The sequence below is a fragment of the Flavobacterium sp. ZB4P23 genome, from assembly GCF_003970375.1.
GTDB lineage: Bacteria > Bacteroidota > Bacteroidia > Flavobacteriales > Flavobacteriaceae > Flavobacterium.
Map to the genome: position 1 here is coordinate 85,280 of NZ_RYDK01000005.1, position 21,798 is coordinate 107,077.

The window sequence follows — 21,798 nt, forward strand, 5'->3', positions numbered from 1 at the left end:
TTTTTTTTAAAATCGGTTCTGTCATAAAACCTTAAAAGTTATCCCACCAAATTTTATTGTTAATGTTGTCTCCTCCGATTGCTTTCACTGCAGCACTATTATTTTCGGCATTTACGGATTGCTCTATACTTGGATACATTATTCTTCTAGGTATTTTACCCCCATTTTTAGCTCCAGGACCAGCTTGAATAAAGCTTGGTTTTCCAGTTCTTTTCCAATCTATCCAAGCTTCTACACCAGTGTGGTATAAAGCCAGCCATTTCTGTGTATACAACACATCATTGGTTGCGCTATAAGGTACCGTTGTGACTAAATAATTAGCAGGCATAGTGACACTCCATTGATTAAATGATGCTTCTACAGCAGTGTTGTAATACACCTGGGCAGTTCCGGTAGTAATTATATTTCGTTGACGGGCTTCGGCTAACAAGAAATTTAACTCACTATAAGTCATGAATATTGAAGTTATTTTAGTTTTTGTATAAAAATAATCTTCGGCTCTACGGGAATATTTCGTTGGTTCCCCAATTTGATCTAAAGCAAGACCTGGCTGAACCCCTTTATAATTATTGGTTCCAGCAATTGGATCGATCCATTCATTCAGACGCGGATCATTGTTCGTGATTAATGTATTTACGATATGGGTTGAAGGCATAACGATATTATAACCATACAATCGGTTTATTCCATCAGTCATAGGAGATATATTTGGAAAAACACCAGTGTACTTGTAATTTGCATTGTCTAAGTTTGACGCAAATAAGGGATAGGTTGCCGGGTTCGAAATGATTTCACTTAGTTTTGTATTTACAACTGTCTTATTAGAAACACGCATTAACAATCGTACATGAAGTGAATTGCAGAATTTTTTCCATTTCAACATGGATCCGTTAAACAATAAATCACCTTCTATTGATTTGCTCGTTTCGATTATGGAATTAGCAGTAGTTAAATTTTCAAATATTTTTGTATAAATCTGTTCTTGAGAATCATACACTGGTTTCAAAATTCCGTCTTCTCCTTTTGATGATTCCGAATAAGGGACATTGCCATACGTATCCGTAATTACACTTATTACATAGGATTCTAATATTAAAGATACGGCCTCATAATTTTTATTGTTCAATACAATGGCTTGTTTTTTAATATCATTGATGTCGTTAAGCCATTTATACATATTCCAGAAACGGCTGCTAGCTCCCCAATTATATATGTCTAGCTCATTGTATTCATAGTTCCCACCATATTGAGCCACAATATCTCCAAAGTCAAAAGCATTCGATACATTTTCATTTGCTAAATTAAAAATGACATTTGGTAATAATGTTTTAGGTTGGGCTGCTGTTGGCTGGTTTTTGTTGGTGTTAATTTCTTCGAATTGATCAGTACAAGAAATTGAAACACTTAATAATAGAACGAATATTAGAAATTTTTTCATGATTGTTTTTTTTTAGAATGAAACATTTAGTTTTACACCATAGCTTCTTGAAGATGGAAGTTGCATAACTTCAAATCCTGGTAATAATGTTCCTCCGCTTATAGATTGAGTTTCCGGATCGATATTAGGCACTTTTGTCCAAAGAGCCAGGTTGTTTCCTACTAAGCCAATGCTTATATTTTGCATATTTGCAGCTTTAATTAACTTTTGTGGAAATCTATAGTTCAAGCTTATTTCTCTCAATTTTACATAAGAAGCATCAAATGAATTTGCTTCAATATTATCACGACGAAAAGCATTTGAATAATACCAGTTTTCGGCACTAATGACTGTTGTATTTGGACTGTACGAACCATCTGAATTTTGTACCACACCATCACCAACAATTCCAGTTTCTCTGCCTGGTAATGAAACGTCTAATATGCCACTTTCCATTCCTATCGCATTTGTCATTGAATAAATTTTACCGCCGTGTCTTACATCAAATAAAGCATTAAGAGTGACATTTTTAAACCTTAAATTAGTAGAAAGACCCAGCATCCAGTCTGGATTGTAGTTTCCGATTTTTTTAATTTGAGTGTCTAAAATTGGAGAGCCAGTATTATCAAAAACAACTTGACCATCAGGACTTCTAAGATAACCTCTACCATACATGTCTCCCATTCTTTCCCCTACACGAGCTTCTACAGTTCCACCGTTAGGACCTTGTGCAATTATATAACTGCTAATTCCTTCTGTTAATTCTTTTACAACTCCTCTGTTTTGGCTAAAGTTAGCATTAATTGACCATTCTAGATTTTCACTTCTAACAGGTGTAAACCCTAAGCCTATTTCAATTCCTTTATTCTGAATTTTTCCTGCATTGATTACGTTTGATGTAGATCCGGTTGCTTGTGAAACATCTAAACCTACAATTTGATTTTTGGAGTTTGTAATGTAATAACTAGCATCTAGTGTTATTCTTCTGTTGAAAAACTGAGCTTCGACCCCTACTTCATAGGATGTTGCAATTTCAGGTTTCAAATTACTATTTAAAATAGTTCTTGGATTTGTTAATGTACCTGCTAAAGCTCCATTTTCATACGTTTTTACTAGACGATACGGATCAGTATCATTTCCTACAGATGCGGCATTTGCTCTAAATTTTAAAAAATCAATGTTTTTATTCATTTCAAACAATGATGTAGGTATAAAACTTAAAGATGCTGAAGGATAGAAATAAGAATTGTTATTTGCCGGAAGTGTAGAAGACCAGTCGTTTCTGGCGGTTAGATCTAAATAAAGATAGTTTTTATAGCCAATATTTGCCATTCCATACGTACTATTTATACGTTTCTTATAGATATTTCTGGATTGTATAGGCATTACATTAATATTTTGTAAATTGTAAATTCCGGGAATACTGATTCCTTGTCCTTCAATTTTACCTTCAGATGTGTATTGATTCATTCGGTTTGCACCTACAGAAAACTTTGTTGAAAAATCTCCAAAAGTACGATCGTAAGTAAGTAAAGCGTCTGAATTGTACTCCGTAAAAGTGATACTTTGTTCACGGTACATTCCTTGTGAATATCTGGAAGATCCAATAGGTCTTCGTGACCAGCGGAAATCATTGGAATTGTCCATTCCCATTCGAACCATTAAAGAAAGGGTTTCATTGAAATCATACGTTGAAGCGATATTACCAAATAGACGGTCTTTTTTAAAGGCATTAATGTTTTCATAAGCAATTTTAAAAGGATTGTCTCCCCAGCTGAACATCCTGTTTTGTTTGACGTCTTTAACAATCCAATAATCCTTAAGCCAGTCTAAATCAACATTGGTATGATTCCATAATAAATTATACATAAGCCCTTGACTTCCATATCCAGTTACAGGAGTATTGTCACTACGGCTTTTTGTATAAGTAGCTATCGTTATTACTTTCCATTTATCTGAAATTTTATGGTTTAAGTTCAAACTAATATTGTCTCTTTTTAAATTTGAATTTGGGACAATATCCTCACTTGTAGTTTTTCCGTAACTCAAACGAAAATTAGTTTTCTCATCTGAACCAGTTATGGATACTGAGTTAGAAATTGAATTTCCTTTTCTGAAAAAGTCATTTAAATCATATCTGAATTGGAAAGGAAGTGCTACTCCTTGACCAACAGAATAACCTGGACTTCCGTTTTGTAAAATAGACAATCCGGAATCTAATCTAGGACCTAAATTAGTATCTGCTCCTGGATCATAGGTTAATTTTGATCCTGCACCGTAAATCTCCTGTATTTCAGGTAATCTTAGCGCTTCACTTGTCATGAAAGAGGAAGAGATCGAAACACCAAGACCTTTATTTTTTTTACCTGATTTAGTAGTAATGACAATAACTCCATTTGCTGCTCTTGATCCATACAAGGCAGATGCCGCTGCACCTTTTAATACATTCACGCTTTCTACATCTTCTTGGTTTATTTCTGATGCCCCATTACCATAATCCGTTGGTAAATCACGTTGATTGGTTGAACTGCCACCAACTCCATACGTATTGTTATTTATCGGTATTCCGTCAACAACAAATAATGGACTGTTATTATTGATATTTAACGATTTATCGCCGCGAATCACCACTCGGGAAGAGCTTGTAATCCCATTTCCGGAACCTGTTATTTGAACACCGGCAACTTTTCCTGATAAATTGGAAACAAAATTAGTGGAGTTGACTTTATTGATATCATCTGATTTTAATTCTTGAGAAGCATATCCAAGAGCTCGTTTTTCTCTTCTGATACCTAAAGCAGTTACTACGACTTCTCCCAAAGCCAATGAATTATCATCCAATACCACATCTATTTTAGACGTTTCAGAAGTTAAAATTTCTTTAGTTTTAAAACCCATAAAAGAGAATACTAAAGTTTTTCCATTTTCAGTTTTAATGGAATAGTTTCCATCTAAATCTGATATTGAGCTCAATTTGGTCTCTTTAACCATAATAATAGCTCCTGGTAATGGAAGCCCCGACTGATCGGTTATTTTTCCAGTAATTGTTTTTGTTTGTCCATTAATTAAGTGAACAGAAAAAACAAATAAAAAAAACAATAATTTTTTTCCTAAGATTTTCATTTTTTGTGAAGTTTGATTTTTGAGGGCAAACTTACTCGTAAGATGTATGGCGTATGTTATGATACTTTTAACAAAATATATTCATTTATTAACAAAAAAATATACTGTTAAATAATTGATTTATGACTCTTTCGGTAGTGTGTGTTAAAATTTATTAAGGTCTTAAAATATTCATTTATATAGCTTTAAAGTGTCTTGTATTTTATTTTTTGATTGTAATTTTGTTTCTATCTCAACAGATAAAAACAAAAAAATATTTTAATTAAAGTTTAATTGTGGATTTGCTAACTTTATTCATACAATTGGATAACATTAGAACCTTTATCTTAACTTATGTAACAAGTACGTAAAATTTATAACCGAGCTTTTTTTATGAGAAATCTTTTAGTTGAGTTGTGAGAGACAACATCCAGATCAAAGAATTAGAAGTTATCACTCCGTAGTTGTATCATAAGTGAAAAAGTATGAATCTTTAGGGTCTGCTGAGAAACACACATTAATTTACACTTCAATTAGATATAGCAATATTTGAGAAACTAAGTGCCTCCATTTGATGCTTCTTTATTTGTAACATTCCGAAAGCATTTAAATTTGGATGTTATCAATCCAATCACGGAGAAAATTATTGCTATAAAAACTAAACAGGAACAGAAAAAGAGTGAACCCAAAGACGATTCGGATTCAGCAAGCAATGATGAAAATCCCAATAGAGGAAGTCATTTAATGGATTAACAGCATATTTTTAGTGCTCAACCTAGTCAAATTAGCAGGAGTGATACCCCTGTCTGATAGTTATGATATTCGAGAGTTTATCAAAAAGGGTAATGCTAGAAATTGACCAAAACCAAAACAGGTGTGATTTAAACGAAAATCATAACTATATCTTTTATGAAAATCTAGAATAAACGGGTCTCTGAGTTTTTCAGCAAACCCTATTTAGGAGTAAATTTTATTTTATGAATTTTCACATTTAATACAACATTTGAATTTCTTTGATGTCAAATTCAACGATACGATCATCTTCCAGAAGAACCAGAAGTTTCCCAGATACCGAAACGCCCTGAATAATTCCCATAAAGTTACCGTTATTATGAGCTGAAAAGGCCATGGGAATACCTTTTTTGTATAATGTGTTTGTGTATTTGTTCCAAGAAGTACTGGATTGCTGATTCCATAATGCTCTATTTTTTTCTAAGGATGTAACAATAGAAGAAAGAAGTGCTTCTTTATCAAATTCAGTTGCACAAATCACGGCCAAAGAAGAAGCTTTTGCTAAATTTTCGAAATTAGTTTGATTTACATTGAGTCCCAAACCTACAATAGAAACAATTGTTCCGTCGCTTTTGATGCTATTCTCTATCAAAATGCCACCTATTTTTTTATTGTATGACATAATGTCGTTAGGCCATTTGATACTAAGATCAGGAATCCTAAGCGATTCTAAAACCTCAATTACAGCAAGTGAAACCAAAATATTTAAGCTGAAAATCTGACAAATATCTACTAAAAAATCCTTAACCAAAATACTCATTATTAAGTTTTTACTTGGTTCAGAAACCCAAACAGCTCCCATTTGTCCTTTTCCTTTTGTTTGACTCTCAGCGGTAACAACAGTAAAGTTTTCGAGCTCTTGTTTGTTCGATAACCCTTTAAGGAATTCGTTTGTAGAATCTATGGCATCGAGTTTGATTACCTTACTATACGTTTTTTTGTGAAACATAATTTAATATTGTGTTAAGGTTCAAAAATAATCACAAAAAATGGTAACTTTACAAACTTATATTAAAAATAATTCATGGCGAAAAAGACTATAAATAATGACGTTCTATTAGCGAACATCATTAAAGGGATAGAAGAAGTAAAAGGGAATGATATCACTATCCTTGATTTAAGAGAAATAGACACTGCAGTTTGCGACTATTTTGTAATCTGTAATGGAAATTCAAACACGCAGGTAAATGCAATAGTCAACTCTATCCAAAAAACAGTTTCAAAAGAATTAAAAGACAAGCCTTGGCATGTTGAGGGAACTGATAATGCAGAATGGGTATTAATGGATTATGTGAATATAGTGGTTCATGTATTTCAAAAACATATTAGAGAGTACTACAACATCGAAAGTTTATGGGGCGATGCTAAAATAACAACTATAGAAAACAAATACTAAAGACACATAATCCGTAGTAATGGCTAAAGAAAATAATCCAAATCCGAATAAGTTTAAAGTAAGCCCTTGGCTAATTTACGCTGCAATATTATTAATTTTCTTATTTATAAGTTTTATAACTAATGGCTCCAGTCTTAATGAACCCGGACAATTAACCTCGTCTAAGTTTAACGACTACTTAGAGAAAGGTCAGATCGATAAAGTTGTTGTAAACAACAAAACCGAAGCTGAAGTTTTTCTGAATGCGGCAGCAATGAAAGATGCAGCACACAAAAAAGTTTCGAAAGATGTTTTTGACAGACCTAATAAAGGACCACATTACGTTTTTAACATTGGTAATGATCAAATATTTCAAAAAAAGCTGGAAGAAGCAGTTGCCAAAGGTAAATTAAACGATTTTAATTTCTTGGCAAAAAGTAATTGGTCAGATATCCTAATCAGTTTATTGCCAATTATAATTATTATAGCCGTTTGGATCTTTATCATGAGAAAAATGTCTGGTGGAGCCGGTGGTGGTGGTGGCCAAATTTTTAATATTGGAAAATCCAAAGCAAAACTATTTGACGAAAAAACAGATATTAAAACTACTTTCAAAGATGTTGCTGGTTTAGAAGGAGCGAAAGAAGAGATTCAAGAAATTGTTGAATTTTTGAAAAATCCTGAAAAATACACCAACCTGGGAGGAAAAATACCAAAAGGAGCTTTACTCGTAGGACCTCCAGGCACCGGTAAAACATTATTGGCTAAAGCCGTAGCTGGTGAAGCTCAAGTACCGTTCTTCTCTTTATCCGGTTCTGATTTTGTAGAAATGTTTGTAGGTGTGGGCGCATCACGTGTGCGTGATTTGTTCAAACAAGCCAAAGAAAAATCTCCTGCAATCATTTTCATTGATGAAATTGATGCCGTAGGTAGAGCCAGAGGAAAAAGCAACATGTCCGGAGGAAATGACGAACGTGAAAATACATTAAACCAATTACTGACAGAGATGGATGGTTTTGGAACAAATTCAAATGTAATAGTTCTAGCCGCTACAAACAGAGCAGATGTACTGGATAAAGCTTTAATGCGTGCCGGACGTTTTGACAGACAAATTTTTGTTGACTTACCCGATATTCGTGAACGTGCAGAAATATTCAAAGTACACCTACAGCCATTGAAAAAAGTGGAAGGACTAGACACTGACTTCTTAGCCAAACAAACTCCAGGATTTTCAGGCGCAGACATTGCTAATGTGTGCAATGAAGCCGCTTTGATTGCAGCGAGACATAACAAAACAGCAGTTGACAAACAAGATTTCCTTGATGCAGTTGATCGAATTGTAGGAGGTCTGGAAAAGAAAAATAAAATTGTAACACCTGATGAAAAAAGAGCAATCGCTATTCATGAAGCAGGTCACGCTACAGTTAGTTGGATGCTTGAGCACGCAGCACCACTAATAAAAGTAACAATTGTTCCTAGAGGACAAAGCTTAGGTGCCGCTTGGTATTTGCCGGAAGAACGCTTAATTGTACGTCCTGACCAAATGCTTGACGAAATGTGCGCTACTATGGGTGGAAGAGCTGCTGAAAAAGTAACTTTCAATAGAATTTCGACAGGAGCGCTAAGTGATTTAGAAAAAGTAACCAAACAAGCTCGTGCAATGGTAACGGTTTATGGTTTGAATGAAAAAATAGGAAATGTTACCTATTATGATTCAACTGGACAAAGCGAATATAATTTATCTAAACCGTATTCTGAAGAAACGGCTAAAGTTATTGATGAAGAAATATCATTACTAATTGAAGGCCAATACCAAAGAGCCATTCAGATTTTAGAGGATAACAAAGACAAACTGAATCAGCTCGCAAATATTTTGATCGAAAAAGAAGTTATTTTTAAAGATGATTTAGAAGCTATATTCGGAAAAAGAACATTTGATAAAAATCTTGAAGAAGTAGTGTCTTAGAAACATCTAAATATTTAATTATTTTTAAAATCTTAATTCAAAAACTACTTTTGAATTAAGATTTTTTTATCTTTGAACGTTTTCAAGTAATAAATTAAAGCAGTTGACAGCGATATGAGTCTTTTTAGAAAAATTTTTGGTTCAATTAATCCGGCTTCTGAGGAAGATAAAGAAAGTGAATTTAGTAAAACCAATGCTGATAGCACGATCTCTATAGATGAAAAATTTATCAGTAATTTTAAAAAAAATGGAGGTAAGTTTTTATACTGTGAAAATCCAGAGGAAGTAAAAGAACACTTTGAAAATATTCTTGAAGAGAATGACTGGTTCGAAAGTGAAGTTTTATGCTATGAACCAGAACTTTTCAGTATGCTTGAGGATAATAAATTAAGTTTCTCTAAACCAAAAAATCCTTCATTTTTACTGGCCAGTTGTGAAAATTTAATTTCTGAAGAAGGATCTATATTGTTTTCTTCAAAACAAATTAAGCAAGACAAACCAAACGAATTACCCACAAACATTATAATTTTAGCAAATACAAGTCAAATTCTTGAAGCCAAAAGCGATGGACTTAGCGCTATAAAAAAGAAATATGAAAGGGACTACCCTACTAATATTACTACTATAAAATATTTCGAAAAAGCCAAAGAAGAAGACTTCACGCAATACGGAAGTTCTGCAAAAAATCTTTATTTATTGCTTTTAGAAGATCTGTAAGATGAATGAAACTCTAAAACGAGGTATATCGGGAGCTGTTTATATCCTATTATTACTTGCTTCTATTTTATACTCTACTGAAAGCTTTTTTATTCTTTTTGGTATTTTTCTACTTATTGCCATTTATGAATTTTGTAATTTAATTCAAATACATAAAATTTTACCGGTTCTTTTTGGTGCAACCTTGTATACAGCTGTTACTTTAGTAAGCCATTATAATAAAATCACTACGGATACCCTCAATCAGCTATTTAATTCTAATTTAGAAATTTCAATAAACATACAGCAACTAGATGTTGTTTTATTGGTTATAGCGTTAGTTGTATCTATAAAATGTATCCTTTTCTTATTTTATGATAACATTCAAAAAATAAGCACTTCATCAAAATACTTGTATTTACTAGGTTACATCATATTGCCTTTTGTATTTATTACTAAAATTTCATTTGGAATAAATGACTATAATCCCAAAATTATAATTGGATTATTCATCTTAATATGGACTAATGATACCTTTGCTTATATTGTTGGGAAATCAATAGGCCGAACCAAATTATTTGAAAAAATATCGCCCAAAAAAACAATTGAAGGGTTCTTAGGCGGAATCATTTTTGCTATTTTAGCCGGTTATTTGATCTCAAAGTACTACATAAAAGCCAACCCTGAATTTAGTGAACGATCCATACTAATCTGGACTTCAATAGCTGTTATTGTTGGAATTGCAGGTACTATAGGAGACTTAATTGAATCTAAATTCAAACGAATTGCCGATGTCAAAGACAGCGGAAAAATAATGCCTGGTCACGGAGGCATCCTAGATCGACTAGATAGTGTTATATTTGTAGCACCAATTATATTTTTATTTTATCAAATTTTAAACTATGTTTCATAAAGAAGGAACCCAATCTATTTTATTAGGCACTATTTTTACTGCCGTTGTGCTCTTATTGTCTGATAATTTCATAGACACCATCTGGCTCAAAATGGCCATACAAATAGCAGCGCTGTTGCTTTTGATCATCATACTGCAATTTTTCAGAAATCCAAAAAGAACCGTAATCATCACTGAAAACCAAATTCTTGCGCCAGTAGACGGTAAAGTTGTGGTTATTGAAGAAGTGTATGAAAGCGAATATTTTAAAGACAAACGTTTACAAATATCCATCTTCATGTCGCCCATTAATGTGCATGTCACCCGTTATGGATTGAGCGGAATTGTAAAATTCAGCAAATACCATCCTGGGAAATTTTTAGTAGCATGGCACCCAAAAGCAAGCGAGGAAAACGAAAGAACTACAATTGTCATCGAAAATAAAACCTTTGGTGAAGTACTATACCGTCAAATTGCCGGAGCCTTAGCCCGAAGAATCGTAAATTACGCTGAAGAAGGAATGCAGGTTATTCAGGGAACTGATGCCGGTTTTATCAAATTTGGCTCACGAGTAGATCTCTTTTTACCATTAGGAACAGAAGTTAATGTTGAATTGAATCAAAAGGCAATTGGAGGTAAAACTATTATTGCTACCAAAAGATAATGAATGAAAAAGAATTAGAGCTACAATTTCTGGAAGCTGTAAAAATAGCTTCATCGATGACACAGGCATCTTTACCGCAAGATGTTCAATTGCGACTTTATGCCTTTTACAAACAAGCTACTTTTGGAACTTTAGATCTAAAACAAACTTCTACTTACCATTTGAGAGATGCTTTTAAAACCAATGCATGGATGCAAATCAGCCACCTTACCTCAGATGAGGCCAAAAAACAATACATAGAAACTATTTATTCTTTGTTAAAAAAATAGTATTATTATGAAAAAATTATATTTTTTAATTCCAGTTATACTGCTACTGATTGGCATAATTTCTTGTAATAAAAAAAAATTTACCGAAGTCGTTGAAGTTCCCTTACCTACGACCGAAGAGAAAGTATTAACCGGAATTCCGGAGGACGTAAAGGCTAATGAAGGTTCTTTTCAACTGGAAAAACTTCCTTACGGGTACAATGCATTAGCCCCAAACATATCAGCTACTACTTTAGAAATCCATTATTCCAAACATTATTTGACTTACACTAACAATTTGAACAAGGCTATTTTAGAAACTCCACTTGAAAATCTGACAATTGAGGAAGTATTAAGTAAATTAGATCCAAATGACCCCACACTTCGCAACAATGCAGGAGGTTTTTACAATCATTCTTTGTATTGGAAATGCATGACGCCAAAAGGGGGAGGTCAACCATCAAATGCATTGGCTGAAGCAATTACCAGAGATTTTGGTTCATTTGAAAACTTTACCACAGCGTTCAAAGTTGAAGCGACAAAACAATTTGGCTCCGGTTGGGCATGGTTGATTCTAGATAAATCCGGAAAATTACAAGTAACCAGCACACCTAATCAGGATAATCCCTTGATGCGTAATGCAGTTGTTCCCGGAACTCCAATATTAGCTTTAGATGTATGGGAACACGCTTATTATTTAGACTACCAATACCGAAGAAAAAATTATATTGATGCTTTTTTTAATGTAATTAATTGGAAAAAAATAGAAGAAAATTATGATGCTGTAACAAAAAAATAGTATTCGTTTGAGCTAAAAAAAAGCTGATATAAATTTATATCAGCTTTTTTTTATCCTTTTGCTAACTAAAAATCCTTTACAATTGATAAATAAACGATTCTGAAGGTGCTATTGTAATTTTCGCGTTTCCTTCACCATTGAATACTTTCAGCTCAACATAACTTTTATGGTATAATTGATCCGTAAGTGTATAATTTCCGTCTTTCAAATTCCATTTTTGGATTACATCTGAAGGGATTTTTAACTCGAAATTGCTAGTAGTAAGCCAGGAAAAATTAGTGATAACGATTAATTTTTGCGTATCAGACCAGCGTGTGAATGCATAAATTCCAGAATCGTATCCTTGAGTCATATGGCGATTCACCGTTTGTATTTCTTGGTATTTCCCCATTAAAGCAGTACTATTCAAAGAGAAATTCAATAATTTTTTATAAAAATCTCGCAAGTCCTTTTCATCCTGCGTTAACTGACCACCATCAAATTTTCCTCCGTTCATCCAGCGTTGGTGATTAGGAACACCTATATAATCAAAGATTGACGTTCTGGAATGGGTACCAAATCCAGCATTTTCATTTCCAGCCTCTCCTACTTCCTGTCCAAAATAAACCATCGTAGGCGACGTACTTATGGTTGTAGAAACCACCATCAAAGGCTTCCCTTTTTGTGGCGTTCCCGCAAATTCCGGACTTGCTAAACGTTGTTCATCATGATTGTCCAGAAAATGCAACAGGTGATGCTCAATATCTGAAATACCGTTTTGGATGTCAGATAATCCATCAGGCAATGCTTTTCCTTGAATGATATCTTTCAATTTATCATACGTTTCTACTTTATCATACAAATAATCCATTTTACCCAGATGAATATAATTTCTATATTCTTTAGGATTGTAGACTTCGGCTAATAAAAAAGCATTCGGATTATTTACTTTAATGGCTGAATTCATATAACTCCAAAATTCATACGGCACCATTTCGGCCATGTCAAATCGAAAACCATCGACTCCTTTTGCCGTCCAATACAAGGCAATGTCTTTGAATTTATCCCAAGAGTTTGGAACATCTTTTCCTTTCCAAAAATCGAAATGTTCCTGATAGGATTTGGAATCAAAACCAGTAGGAAGTTCCGGAAAATCTTTGGAGCCATCCGGACGAATACCGTAATTTACTTTGATGGTTTCATACCAGTCATTTCGATCTGGTTTTGCCATACGAGAACCATTACCAGTCCATTTTGCTGGACTTTCTACAAATTTTCCATCAATTAATGGATTCTTTTCTCCATTTAATGGCTTGTCTGTGTCAGGGATTTCAAAGTGTGTATTTGGAATATAATAAAAATTATTGTCTCTTTTGTATTCAACGGTCGTGTCATCATCTGCACCAAAATCTTTGACACCAACCGGATTACTTTTTCCTTCATACTTTCGCGCAATGTGATTGGGAACAATATCGATAATCACCTTTAATCCAGCTTGGTGAGTTCGCGCAACTAAAGCTTCAAATTCCTGCAAACGATTTTCAGGATTTACAGCCAAATCTGGATTCACATTGTAGTAATCTTTTACGGCATAAGGAGAACCGGCTCGTCCTTTGACCACTTCCGGATCATCATTAGAAATTCCAATAGCGGAATAATCCCGAATCACAGCATGATGCGGAACTCCAGTGTACCAAATATAAGTAACTCCCAAATCCTTTATTTCCTTTAAGGCCGTATTTGTAAAATCGTTGAACTTCCCTACTCCATTTTCTTCAATGGTTCCCCAAGGCTTGTTGTTCGTATTTTTATTCCCAAATAATCGGGTAAAAACCTGATACACCACTTCTTTTTTATGGGAAACTGACTCCTTTTGTTCCGTATTCATTTTTAACTCTTTCGTTTTACAGGCTGTCGCCAAAAGCACTACGCTTATACCGGCAACAATAATTGTTTTTTTCATCATATAAAATTATTTATGCTGATTTTAATTCTTTTGATACTAAAATGAATATCAATTTTTAAATTTAATATTTTTTAAATATAAAGAACTCTATATTGTTTGAAATTATATAATCATCTCTCCATTAGAACAAACTACAACGAAGGAGTTGCCGCATTTGTTGATAACTTTAAAAAGGAAAAGTCATCGTTTATCATGCACTTTTGACTAATTATAAATAAATCCTAATATGGATTAGGATTGTATCCTTTTTCATAAATTTGACAAAAATTAAATCCATTGAAAAAATCGTTTTTTTTCCTTCGTTATTGTTTCATACTGTTCACTGCTAATTTAGTTTTGGCGCAAGCTCCAAAAAAAATTATTGTAGAAAACTCAGATTTTGCCGATGTAAATCAGGTAGAAATACCGGATGCATTATTGCTGATTGGGAACGTACGTGTCAATCATGATGGCGTGATAATGACTTGTAATAAAGCGTATTATTTTCAAAAAGAAAACTACATCAAGGCTTTTGGCAATGTTCAAATGGTGCAAGGTGACACTTTATTCCTAAACAGTAAATATGCGGAATACAATGGAAATGTAAAAAAAGCCTATGCTTCCGGAGATGCCGTAATGAGTTCCCCTGATGCGACTTTGGTAACAGAGATTATTAATTTTGACCGAAACACTCAAGAAGTATTTTACGATACGCCAGGAACAATTACCAATAAAGACAATACGCTAAAAAGCAATTCAGGAAGATATTATGTGAAACAAAAGAAATTCCAATTCCTTACAGCTGTTACTATTACTAATCCAACCTATGTAATTAAATCAAATCACTTGGATTATTTCAGTAATTCCGGGCATTCGTATCTTTTTGGACCATCCACAATTACCAGTAAAGCCAATTATATATATACCGAAAAAGGATTTTATGATACCAAAAAAAATCTGGCTCATTTCCTGAATAAATCGTACATCAAATACGATGATCGGGTGATTAAAGGCGACAGTTTGTACTATGATCGAAACCGGGAATTTGCATCGGCAACGCGAAACGTAAAAATAACGGATTCCATCAATCGCGGAATTATAAAAGGGCATTATGCTGAAGTGTATAAAAAACTGGATTCTATGTACGTAACCAAAAGAGCTGTTGCCGTGAATTTTGTCGAAAATGACTCGGTTTACATCCATGGAAAAAAATTAATGGTTACTGGAAAAGAAGGAAACCGAATTATCAGAGCGTTTAACAATGTCCGGTTTTTCAAAACTGATATGAGCGGAAAATGTGATTCGATTCATTCAAGTTCTAAAACAGCGTTGACCAAAATGATTGGAAATCCGATACTTTGGAACGCAGAAAACCAAATCACAGGAGATGTCATGCATCTCATAGGAGACAACAATACCCAAAAACTAGATTCGCTCAAAGTACTCAACAACACGTTTATAGTCTCCAAAGACACGATAGGAACTGGATACAATCAAGTCAAGGGTCAAAATCTCTATGGGAAATTTAAAGAAGGAAAACTCCATGATGTTGATATTATAAAGAATGCCGAAGTCATTTATTACATGCGCAACGAAGCTCAGGAACTCATTGGTATTAATAAGAATGTAAGCAGCAAAATCAACCTTATTTTAGAAGAAAATGCGATAGAAACTATCACGTTTTTCCAGCAAGTGGATGGCGATATTTATCCAGAGAAAGAGTTGCCAGAAAATGCACGTATTCTAAGAGGACTGCTTTGGCGAGGAGAGGAACGAATAAAATCCAAGGACGATATTTTTCCTGCCGAAGAAAATGAAGACAACGATAAAATAGATAAAGCAACTAAAGCGGCAGAGGCCAAAGAGGATATTCCTATGAAAATCCGAAAAGAAACCCTGAATTACGATAAGAAGAAGAAGAAGAAGTAAGTCAGCAGTGAGCAGTCCCGACACTTCGGGAGCAGTATTCAATCACCGTTCTGTCAATTTAACAAATAAAAGATTAAACAAATAACCGTGAATCCAGATTTCTTAAAATACCAAGCGCAAACCTCACCATATCCATTGGGCATGGAAGTCTCACATGCTATAGGTTCTTATATTTACGATACGAACGCTAAGAAATACTTGGATTTTGTGGCGGGAGTTTCCGCATGCACATTGGGACACCAACATCCTAGAGTCAATCAAGCCATAAAGGATCAGTTAGACAAATATTCTCATGTTATGGTCTATGGCGAATATTCACAAAGTCCGGCGGTTCAGTATTGCAAATTGTTAGCCTCGCTCCTGCCCGCACCTTTAGATAAAACTTATTTGGTCAATTCAGGAACCGAAGCCATTGAAGGTGCTTTAAAACTAGCTAGAAGAACTACCGGAAGAAGCCAATTGATTTCGTGTCATAACGCATACCATGGCAATACAATGGGTGCTATGAGCGTCATGGGATTTGAAGAACGCAAACAAATTTTTCGTCCATTGATACCTGATGTTGATTTTATTACCTTCAACAACGAAGCCGATTTACAAAAAATAACCACTAAAACGGCTGGAATTATTCTGGAAACCATTCAAGGTGGTGCCGGATTTATTCAGCCAAACGATGATTATCTCAAAAAAGTACGCGAGCGTTGCACAGAAGTGGGCGCAATGATGATTCTCGATGAAATCCAACCAGGCTTTGGGAGAACCGGAAAACTCTTTGGATTCCAAAATTATGATGTTGTTCCTGATATCGTAGTTATGGGAAAAGGAATGGGAGGTGGCATGCCTGTAGGTGCTTTTACGGCTTCATCAGCAATGATGGATTTGTTGAGCGATAATCCAAAACTGGGTCATATCACGACTTTTGGAGGCCACCCTGTCATTGCGTCAGCCTGCTTGGCTACTTTGCAGGAAATTACCGAGACCAATCTCATGGATGAGGCGATAGAGAAAGAAAAGCTATTCAGATCACTTTTGGTACATCCTTTGATACAGGATATAAGAGGAAAAGGATTGATGCTGGCTGCAATGACCCAAAGTGCCGATATAACAAACGAAGTGATTCTTAAATGTCAAGACAAAGGACTCATTTTATTCTGGTTATTATTTGAAGATTGCGCCATAAGAATTACGCCACCGCTTACCATTTCTGAACAAGAGATACGAGAAGGTTGCAGCATCATATTAGAAGTAATGGATGGAATAATGATTGAAGAAAAATGATTAACGATTTTTGATAGCAGAAGTTGTACTATTGGATACATATTGAAATACCTATTCAAAACAATTAAAAAAATTGGGAGCTATTCCTGCTATCCGTTTTAATCTTTTACTTTTTGTCAGCAAAAAGCAAAAGGATTTCCACTCTTATCAGGGCTAGGGCATACGTTTAAACTACCTCTTTTTTTGTTAATTAAATTGTTCACAACAATTCCAACTTTCCCTCGCAGTACACGCACGATTCCCTAAATTTATTTAGGCCAAATTAAAAACACACAGTATGCAATTAAGCAACGAAGAAGAAGACTATAACTTATCATTGTCTAAATTTGAGTCCATGTTGAAAACCAACAAAGTACTCTTTTTTGACTCCGAAGAATTTGAAGAAATTATTCTTCATTACCTCGATATGGGTAAGGCCGCTTTAGCAAAAAAAGCACTCAAACTGGCATTAGAACAGCACCCAAAATCTACCGGACTAAAATTAGTTCAGGTGGAAATGCTAGTTTATGACGACAAACTCGAACTAGCCGAAAAGCTATTGAACGAGTTGTATGCCATTGAACCAACCAATGAAGAAATTTACATTCAAAAAGCCAATATCTGCTCCAAAAGAGACCAACACGAAAAGGCGGTTGAATTATTACAAACCGCGTTAAAATACACAGATGATTATGCTGATGTCTATAATTTAATAGGCATGGAATATCTTTTTATGGACAATCTTGAACTGGCAAAAGAAAGCTTCATCAAGTGTTTAGAAGAAGATCTGGAAGACCAATCCGCTTTGTATAACGTAGTGTATTGTTTTGAATTTTTAGATCAAAACCAAGAAGCGATTACTTATTTAAATAAATACATTGACAAAAATCCATACAGCGAAATTGCCTGGCACCAACTGGGCCGTTTGCATTATGGTGTAAAAGAATATGAAAATGCGATTCGTGCCTTTGATTACGCTACTTTAATTGATGATGAATTCCTTGGTGCTTTCATGGAAAAAGCAAAAGCTTTTGAACGATTAAAAAAATACGAGAAAGCCATAGAAAGTTATAGCAGAACTATTGAATTAGATGATGCAACTTCGTATGCGTTACTTCGAATGGGAAAATGTTATGAAAGATTAGGGAACAAAGCTTTAGCCTTAAAATATTTCAATCAAACAGTGCATGAAGATCCACTCTTAGATAAAGGTTGGATTGCCATCACGGATTTTTATGTACGTCAAAAAAATTACCAAAAAGCATTATTTTATGTCAATAAAGCATTAGCGATTGACAACCAAAATCGCTTGTATTGGAAACGCTTTGCGACTATCAATAAGCAAATGAACTTCTTTGAAGAAGCTGAATTTGGATACAGGAAAGCAGTTGAATTTGGCGATACTGAACTTGACACCTGGTTATTCTGGGTGGATATTCTACAATTTTTAGGAGAATTCGAAAGTGCCATTCAAACCTTATTACAAGCTTCAGAATATTTTCCGGAAGAAAATGAAGTTGAATACCGCTTAGCAGGATTGTATTTTATGCTAACAGATAATACAAAAGCAAAATTCCATTTAAGCAATGCCTTACGATTAAATTTTGATAATTACATCCTTTTAGAAGATTTATTTCCAGTAGTTTGGGCCAAAAAAATGGTGCAAAACTACATTGCAAAACATAAAAAAAAATAATGACAGAAACAGTTAGAAAACGTTTTGGGTTACTGGGTCGCAATATTAGTTATTCTTTTTCTAAAGGATATTTTACCGATAAATTTAACAATGAAAATTTTACTGGTTGCACCTATGAAAATTTTGATATTCCAGAAATAACAGCACTTCCAGAGATACTAAAAAACACTTTAAATTTAAAAGGGTTAAGTATAACTATTCCATACAAGGAGACCGTCATTCCGTTTCTGGATAAATTATCTAAAAAAGCGGAATTAATTGGCGCTGTAAATACCATCAAAATCACCAAAAAAGGAACGTTGAAAGGGTATAATACCGATTATTATGGTTTCAAAAAATCATTAGAACCCCTGTTGCAACCGCACCACAAAAAAGCCTTGATTTTAGGCACAGGAGGAGCTTCTAAAGGAGTTGCTTTTGCTTTGGATGAACTGGACATTCCTTATACTTTTGTGTCGAGAGAAGCTAAAGAAAATGCGATTGAGTATAACCGAATCAACGCAACAACATTCGACAATTACCAAATCATCATCAACTCGACTCCAGTAGGAACAAGTCCAAATGTGGATGCGTTTCCATTGATCCCGTATGAGTTTTTCACAGGAAAGCACATTGCATTTGACTTGATTTACAATCCTGCAGAAACACAATTCCTAAAAAAAGCCAAACAGCAAGGAGCACAAATCAAAAATGGTTTGGATATGCTTATTTTTCAAGCAGAGAAAGCGTGGAAAATCTGGAATAAATAACTAAGAAGGTTATTTCTTGTCAAATCGAGCGTAATCAAGATTATTGTTTTAACTCTCGCTTAAACTAAATAATTAGTATTAAAATTTCTTTAGGTCGTCTCGTTTTAAAACAGCATCAAACTGTTTTAAAACGAGACGCTTTTTTTATATCAGCAATTTAAAAGGCAGATTGAGGTTTCCCGTAAAATAACTGATTATTAAATATGTTAATTTGATTGATAATCAAATATTTACAATTAATTTAACGGCTTAAATTATGATCAAAAGAACAATTCTTATCGAAAATAAATCCTCAATCACGACAAAAAACCAACAGCTAATACTAAAATCAGAAATAAGAGAAAGTACCATTCCAATAGAAGACATTGGTTTTCTGGTACTCGATCATGCTGAAATTTATCTGAGTATTCCTGCTATGAACTTAATTGTAGAAAATAATACTGCTATTATTATTTGTGGCAGCAACCACTTACCCAATGGAATGTTACTCAACCTCAACAGCCATCACATTCAGCAGGAAATATTCAAAAATCAAATCGAAGCTTCAATTCCTCTGAAAAAACAACTATGGCAACAAACTATTATTGAAAAAATTAAAAATCAAGGGGAATTGTTAGCAAAAATAACTGAAAATAAAAATACGTTTGAGTTTCTGGCTAGCAAAGTATTAAGCGGTGACACCACAAATATGGAAGGCGTTGCTGCACAACAATATTGGAAAAATTTTCCGTTACCTAATCATGAAAAAAATGGCATAAAAAGAGAACGTTATGGTGATTATCCCAACAATTTTTTAAACTACGGGTATGCTATTTTAAGAGCCGCTACAGCTAGAGCACTTTCCGGAAGCGGATTATTGAATACACTTGGTATTCATCATAAAAGTAAATACAATGCTTTTGCACTTGCTGATGATATTATGGAACCTTTTCGTCCCATTGTTGACGAAAAAGTTTTTGATATTATGAACCGGTATCAAGAACAAGAACTAAACACCGCAATAAAAGCGGAACTATTACAAATGCTGACACAAACTGTTTATTTCAAAGAAGAAAAAAGCCCTTTAATGGTAGGATTGCAAAAAACGGCTAGTTCGCTCCAGCACTGTTTTACAGGTCACCGAAAAAAAATTAAATATCCTAAATTATGGAACTTAACGGATACCGAATAATGTGGCTGTTCGTGTTTTTCGATTTGCCTACAGAAACTAAAAAAGACAAAAGGAATGCCTCTCAGTTTCGAGGAAATCTCTTAAAAGATGGCTTTAGCATGATGCAATTTTCAGTTTATATTAGGCATTGTGCGAGTGGAGAAAGTGCTGATGTTCATGAAAAACGCATTAACCGACTCGTTCCTTCGTTAGGAAAAGTTAGTGTTTTACGTATTACCGACAAACAATTTGGAATGATTATCAACTATTTAGGAAAAGCCAAACAGGAAAATAGTAATGCCCCAACACAGTTGGAATTGTTTTAAACAATAATTTTATTTTTCAAAAAGCGCATCTGTATTCCACCTCTCAGGATTTGTTTCGATATAATTATAAATTCTTTCATAAGACCCATCGTTTCTAATTATATGATCATGAAAAGAACCCTGCCAGGCAAAATCAGACAAACCGGCTAAATGAATTTGTTTTGATGAGGTCGTTTTATAAGCACCAATTAGTTCCGATACTGATTTTATTTTTATTTCACAATCAGATATCAAATTACTATCAATTTCCAAAATTGCGTGGACATGATTCGGCATTACTATAAAAGAATGTAAAATAACATACGCATACTGATTATCCAACCAATTCCATTGTTTTTGTGCAATAGAACCATATTCATTCCATTCCATATACGGATTCATTGGCTCGTGTACGGACAGGTCGCGACCTGTTCCTGCCGTATTAACATTCCCAAAACAACATTTTCTATCTTGCACACAAATCGTAACGAAATATAAATTATTTTGCGAATAATCATATCCCAGCATTCTATTTCGCTTTCTATTTTTCATTATTTTTTCTTTTTCATAATTAGTACGGACAGGTCGCGACCTGTCCCTGCCCTATTCACATTCCCAAAACAACATTTCCTATCCTACACACAAATCGTAAAAAAATATAAATTATTTTGCGACTAATCTCTAACGTACGGACAGGTCGCGACCTGTCCCTGCCCTATTCCTGCCCTATTCACATTCCCTAAACAACATTTCCTATCCTACACACAAATCGTAAAAAAATATAAATTATTTTGCGACTAATCTCTAACGTACGGACAGGTCGCGACCTGTCCCTGC

General features: G+C 34.2%; 19 protein-coding genes. 14 read left to right on the plus strand and 5 right to left on the minus strand.

The features are described 5' to 3' along the window. Positions 1 to 31: 31 nt before the first annotated feature. Positions 32 to 1,438 (minus strand): SusD/RagB family nutrient-binding outer membrane lipoprotein, encoded by a 1,407-nt coding sequence (locus tag EKL99_RS09625; RefSeq protein WP_126576852.1) that lies wholly within the window; start codon positions 1,436 to 1,438, stop codon positions 32 to 34. Positions 1,439 to 1,450: 12 nt separating this feature from the next. Beyond that, positions 1,451 to 4,540: a SusC/RagA family TonB-linked outer membrane protein gene (locus EKL99_RS09630; protein ID WP_126561713.1), complete on the minus strand. Its 3,090-nt coding sequence runs from the start codon at positions 4,538 to 4,540 to the stop codon at positions 1,451 to 1,453. A gap of 591 nt (positions 4,541 to 5,131) precedes the next feature. On the opposite strand from EKL99_RS09630, the gene EKL99_RS14440 reads away from it, so the two are divergent. Continuing rightward, positions 5,132 to 5,272 carry a hypothetical protein gene (locus tag EKL99_RS14440; RefSeq protein WP_156063267.1) on the plus strand — a complete coding sequence of 47 codons (141 nt, stop codon included), beginning with the start codon at positions 5,132 to 5,134 and terminating at the stop codon, positions 5,270 to 5,272. Between the two features lie 238 nt (positions 5,273 to 5,510). On the opposite strand, the gene EKL99_RS09635 is transcribed toward EKL99_RS14440, so the two are convergent. Next, positions 5,511 to 6,260, minus strand: a complete 750-nt coding sequence (locus EKL99_RS09635; protein ID WP_126576853.1) for a biotin--[acetyl-CoA-carboxylase] ligase — start codon at positions 6,258 to 6,260, stop codon at positions 5,511 to 5,513. A 75-nt stretch (positions 6,261 to 6,335) separates the two neighbouring features. Here EKL99_RS09635 and rsfS point away from each other — a divergent pair, with 75 nt between their 5' ends. The 7 genes from rsfS to EKL99_RS09670 all read left to right on the plus strand — a co-directional run bounded on the left by rsfS (position 6,336) and on the right by EKL99_RS09670 (position 11,951). Continuing rightward, on the plus strand, positions 6,336 to 6,707 hold the full coding sequence (rsfS, locus tag EKL99_RS09640; protein WP_126455820.1) for a ribosome silencing factor: 372 nt from the start codon (positions 6,336 to 6,338) through the stop codon (positions 6,705 to 6,707). 19 nt (positions 6,708 to 6,726) lie between these two features. Beyond that, complete coding sequence (ftsH, locus tag EKL99_RS09645) at positions 6,727 to 8,652, plus strand: ATP-dependent zinc metalloprotease FtsH (RefSeq protein ID WP_126455818.1); 1,926 nt, start codon at positions 6,727 to 6,729, stop codon at positions 8,650 to 8,652. A 114-nt stretch (positions 8,653 to 8,766) separates the two neighbouring features. After that, complete coding sequence (locus EKL99_RS09650; RefSeq protein ID WP_126460560.1) at positions 8,767 to 9,369, plus strand: LUD domain-containing protein; 603 nt, start codon at positions 8,767 to 8,769, stop codon at positions 9,367 to 9,369. Position 9,370: 1 nt separating this feature from the next. After that, entirely contained in the window at positions 9,371 to 10,261 is an 891-nt protein-coding gene (locus EKL99_RS09655) for a phosphatidate cytidylyltransferase (RefSeq protein WP_126576854.1), read from the plus strand. Then, positions 10,251 to 10,904: a phosphatidylserine decarboxylase family protein gene (locus EKL99_RS09660; RefSeq protein WP_126460552.1), complete on the plus strand. Its 654-nt coding sequence runs from the start codon at positions 10,251 to 10,253 to the stop codon at positions 10,902 to 10,904. The genes EKL99_RS09655 and EKL99_RS09660 overlap by 11 nt, the downstream gene beginning before the upstream one ends. Then, a complete protein-coding gene (locus tag EKL99_RS09665) occupies positions 10,904 to 11,173 on the plus strand; it encodes an acyl-CoA-binding protein (protein WP_126460549.1) in 270 nt (89 codons plus the stop codon). Before EKL99_RS09660 ends, EKL99_RS09665 begins: the two co-directional genes overlap by 1 nt. A gap of 7 nt (positions 11,174 to 11,180) precedes the next feature. Next, complete coding sequence (locus EKL99_RS09670; protein WP_126576855.1) at positions 11,181 to 11,951, plus strand: superoxide dismutase; 771 nt, start codon at positions 11,181 to 11,183, stop codon at positions 11,949 to 11,951. Between the two features lie 76 nt (positions 11,952 to 12,027). On the opposite strand, the gene EKL99_RS09675 is transcribed toward EKL99_RS09670, so the two are convergent. After that, entirely contained in the window at positions 12,028 to 13,896 is a 1,869-nt protein-coding gene (locus tag EKL99_RS09675) for an alpha-amylase family protein (protein ID WP_126576856.1), read from the minus strand. 276 nt (positions 13,897 to 14,172) lie between these two features. Between EKL99_RS09675 and EKL99_RS09680 the strand changes: the two genes are divergently transcribed. The 6 genes from EKL99_RS09680 (at position 14,173) to cas2 (ending at position 20,982) form a co-directional block, all read left to right on the plus strand. Next, positions 14,173 to 15,804, plus strand: a complete 1,632-nt coding sequence (locus EKL99_RS09680; RefSeq protein ID WP_126576857.1) for an OstA-like protein — start codon at positions 14,173 to 14,175, stop codon at positions 15,802 to 15,804. Between the two features lie 87 nt (positions 15,805 to 15,891). Next, a complete protein-coding gene (locus EKL99_RS09685; RefSeq protein ID WP_126576858.1) occupies positions 15,892 to 17,082 on the plus strand; it encodes an aspartate aminotransferase family protein in 1,191 nt (396 codons plus the stop codon). A 277-nt stretch (positions 17,083 to 17,359) separates the two neighbouring features. Next, positions 17,360 to 18,757, plus strand: coding sequence for a tetratricopeptide repeat protein (locus EKL99_RS09690; protein ID WP_126460534.1), 1,398 nt, complete (start codon positions 17,360 to 17,362; stop codon positions 18,755 to 18,757). After that, positions 18,757 to 19,506, plus strand: a complete 750-nt coding sequence (locus EKL99_RS09695; protein ID WP_126460530.1) for a shikimate dehydrogenase — start codon at positions 18,757 to 18,759, stop codon at positions 19,504 to 19,506. Before EKL99_RS09690 ends, EKL99_RS09695 begins: the two co-directional genes overlap by 1 nt. A 256-nt stretch (positions 19,507 to 19,762) precedes the next feature. Beyond that, complete coding sequence (cas1, locus tag EKL99_RS09700) at positions 19,763 to 20,677, plus strand: type II CRISPR-associated endonuclease Cas1 (protein ID WP_126460527.1); 915 nt, start codon at positions 19,763 to 19,765, stop codon at positions 20,675 to 20,677. Further along, the gene (cas2, locus tag EKL99_RS09705) at positions 20,653 to 20,982 is read left to right on the plus strand and encodes a CRISPR-associated endonuclease Cas2 (RefSeq protein WP_126455227.1); all 330 of its coding nucleotides are present in this window, start codon (positions 20,653 to 20,655) and stop codon (positions 20,980 to 20,982) included. The genes cas1 and cas2 overlap by 25 nt, the downstream gene beginning before the upstream one ends. A gap of 9 nt (positions 20,983 to 20,991) precedes the next feature. On the opposite strand, the gene EKL99_RS09710 is transcribed toward cas2, so the two are convergent. Beyond that, positions 20,992 to 21,513 (minus strand): transposase, encoded by a 522-nt coding sequence (locus tag EKL99_RS09710; RefSeq protein WP_126576859.1) that lies wholly within the window; start codon positions 21,511 to 21,513, stop codon positions 20,992 to 20,994. Between the last annotated feature and the right edge of the window lie 285 nt (positions 21,514 to 21,798).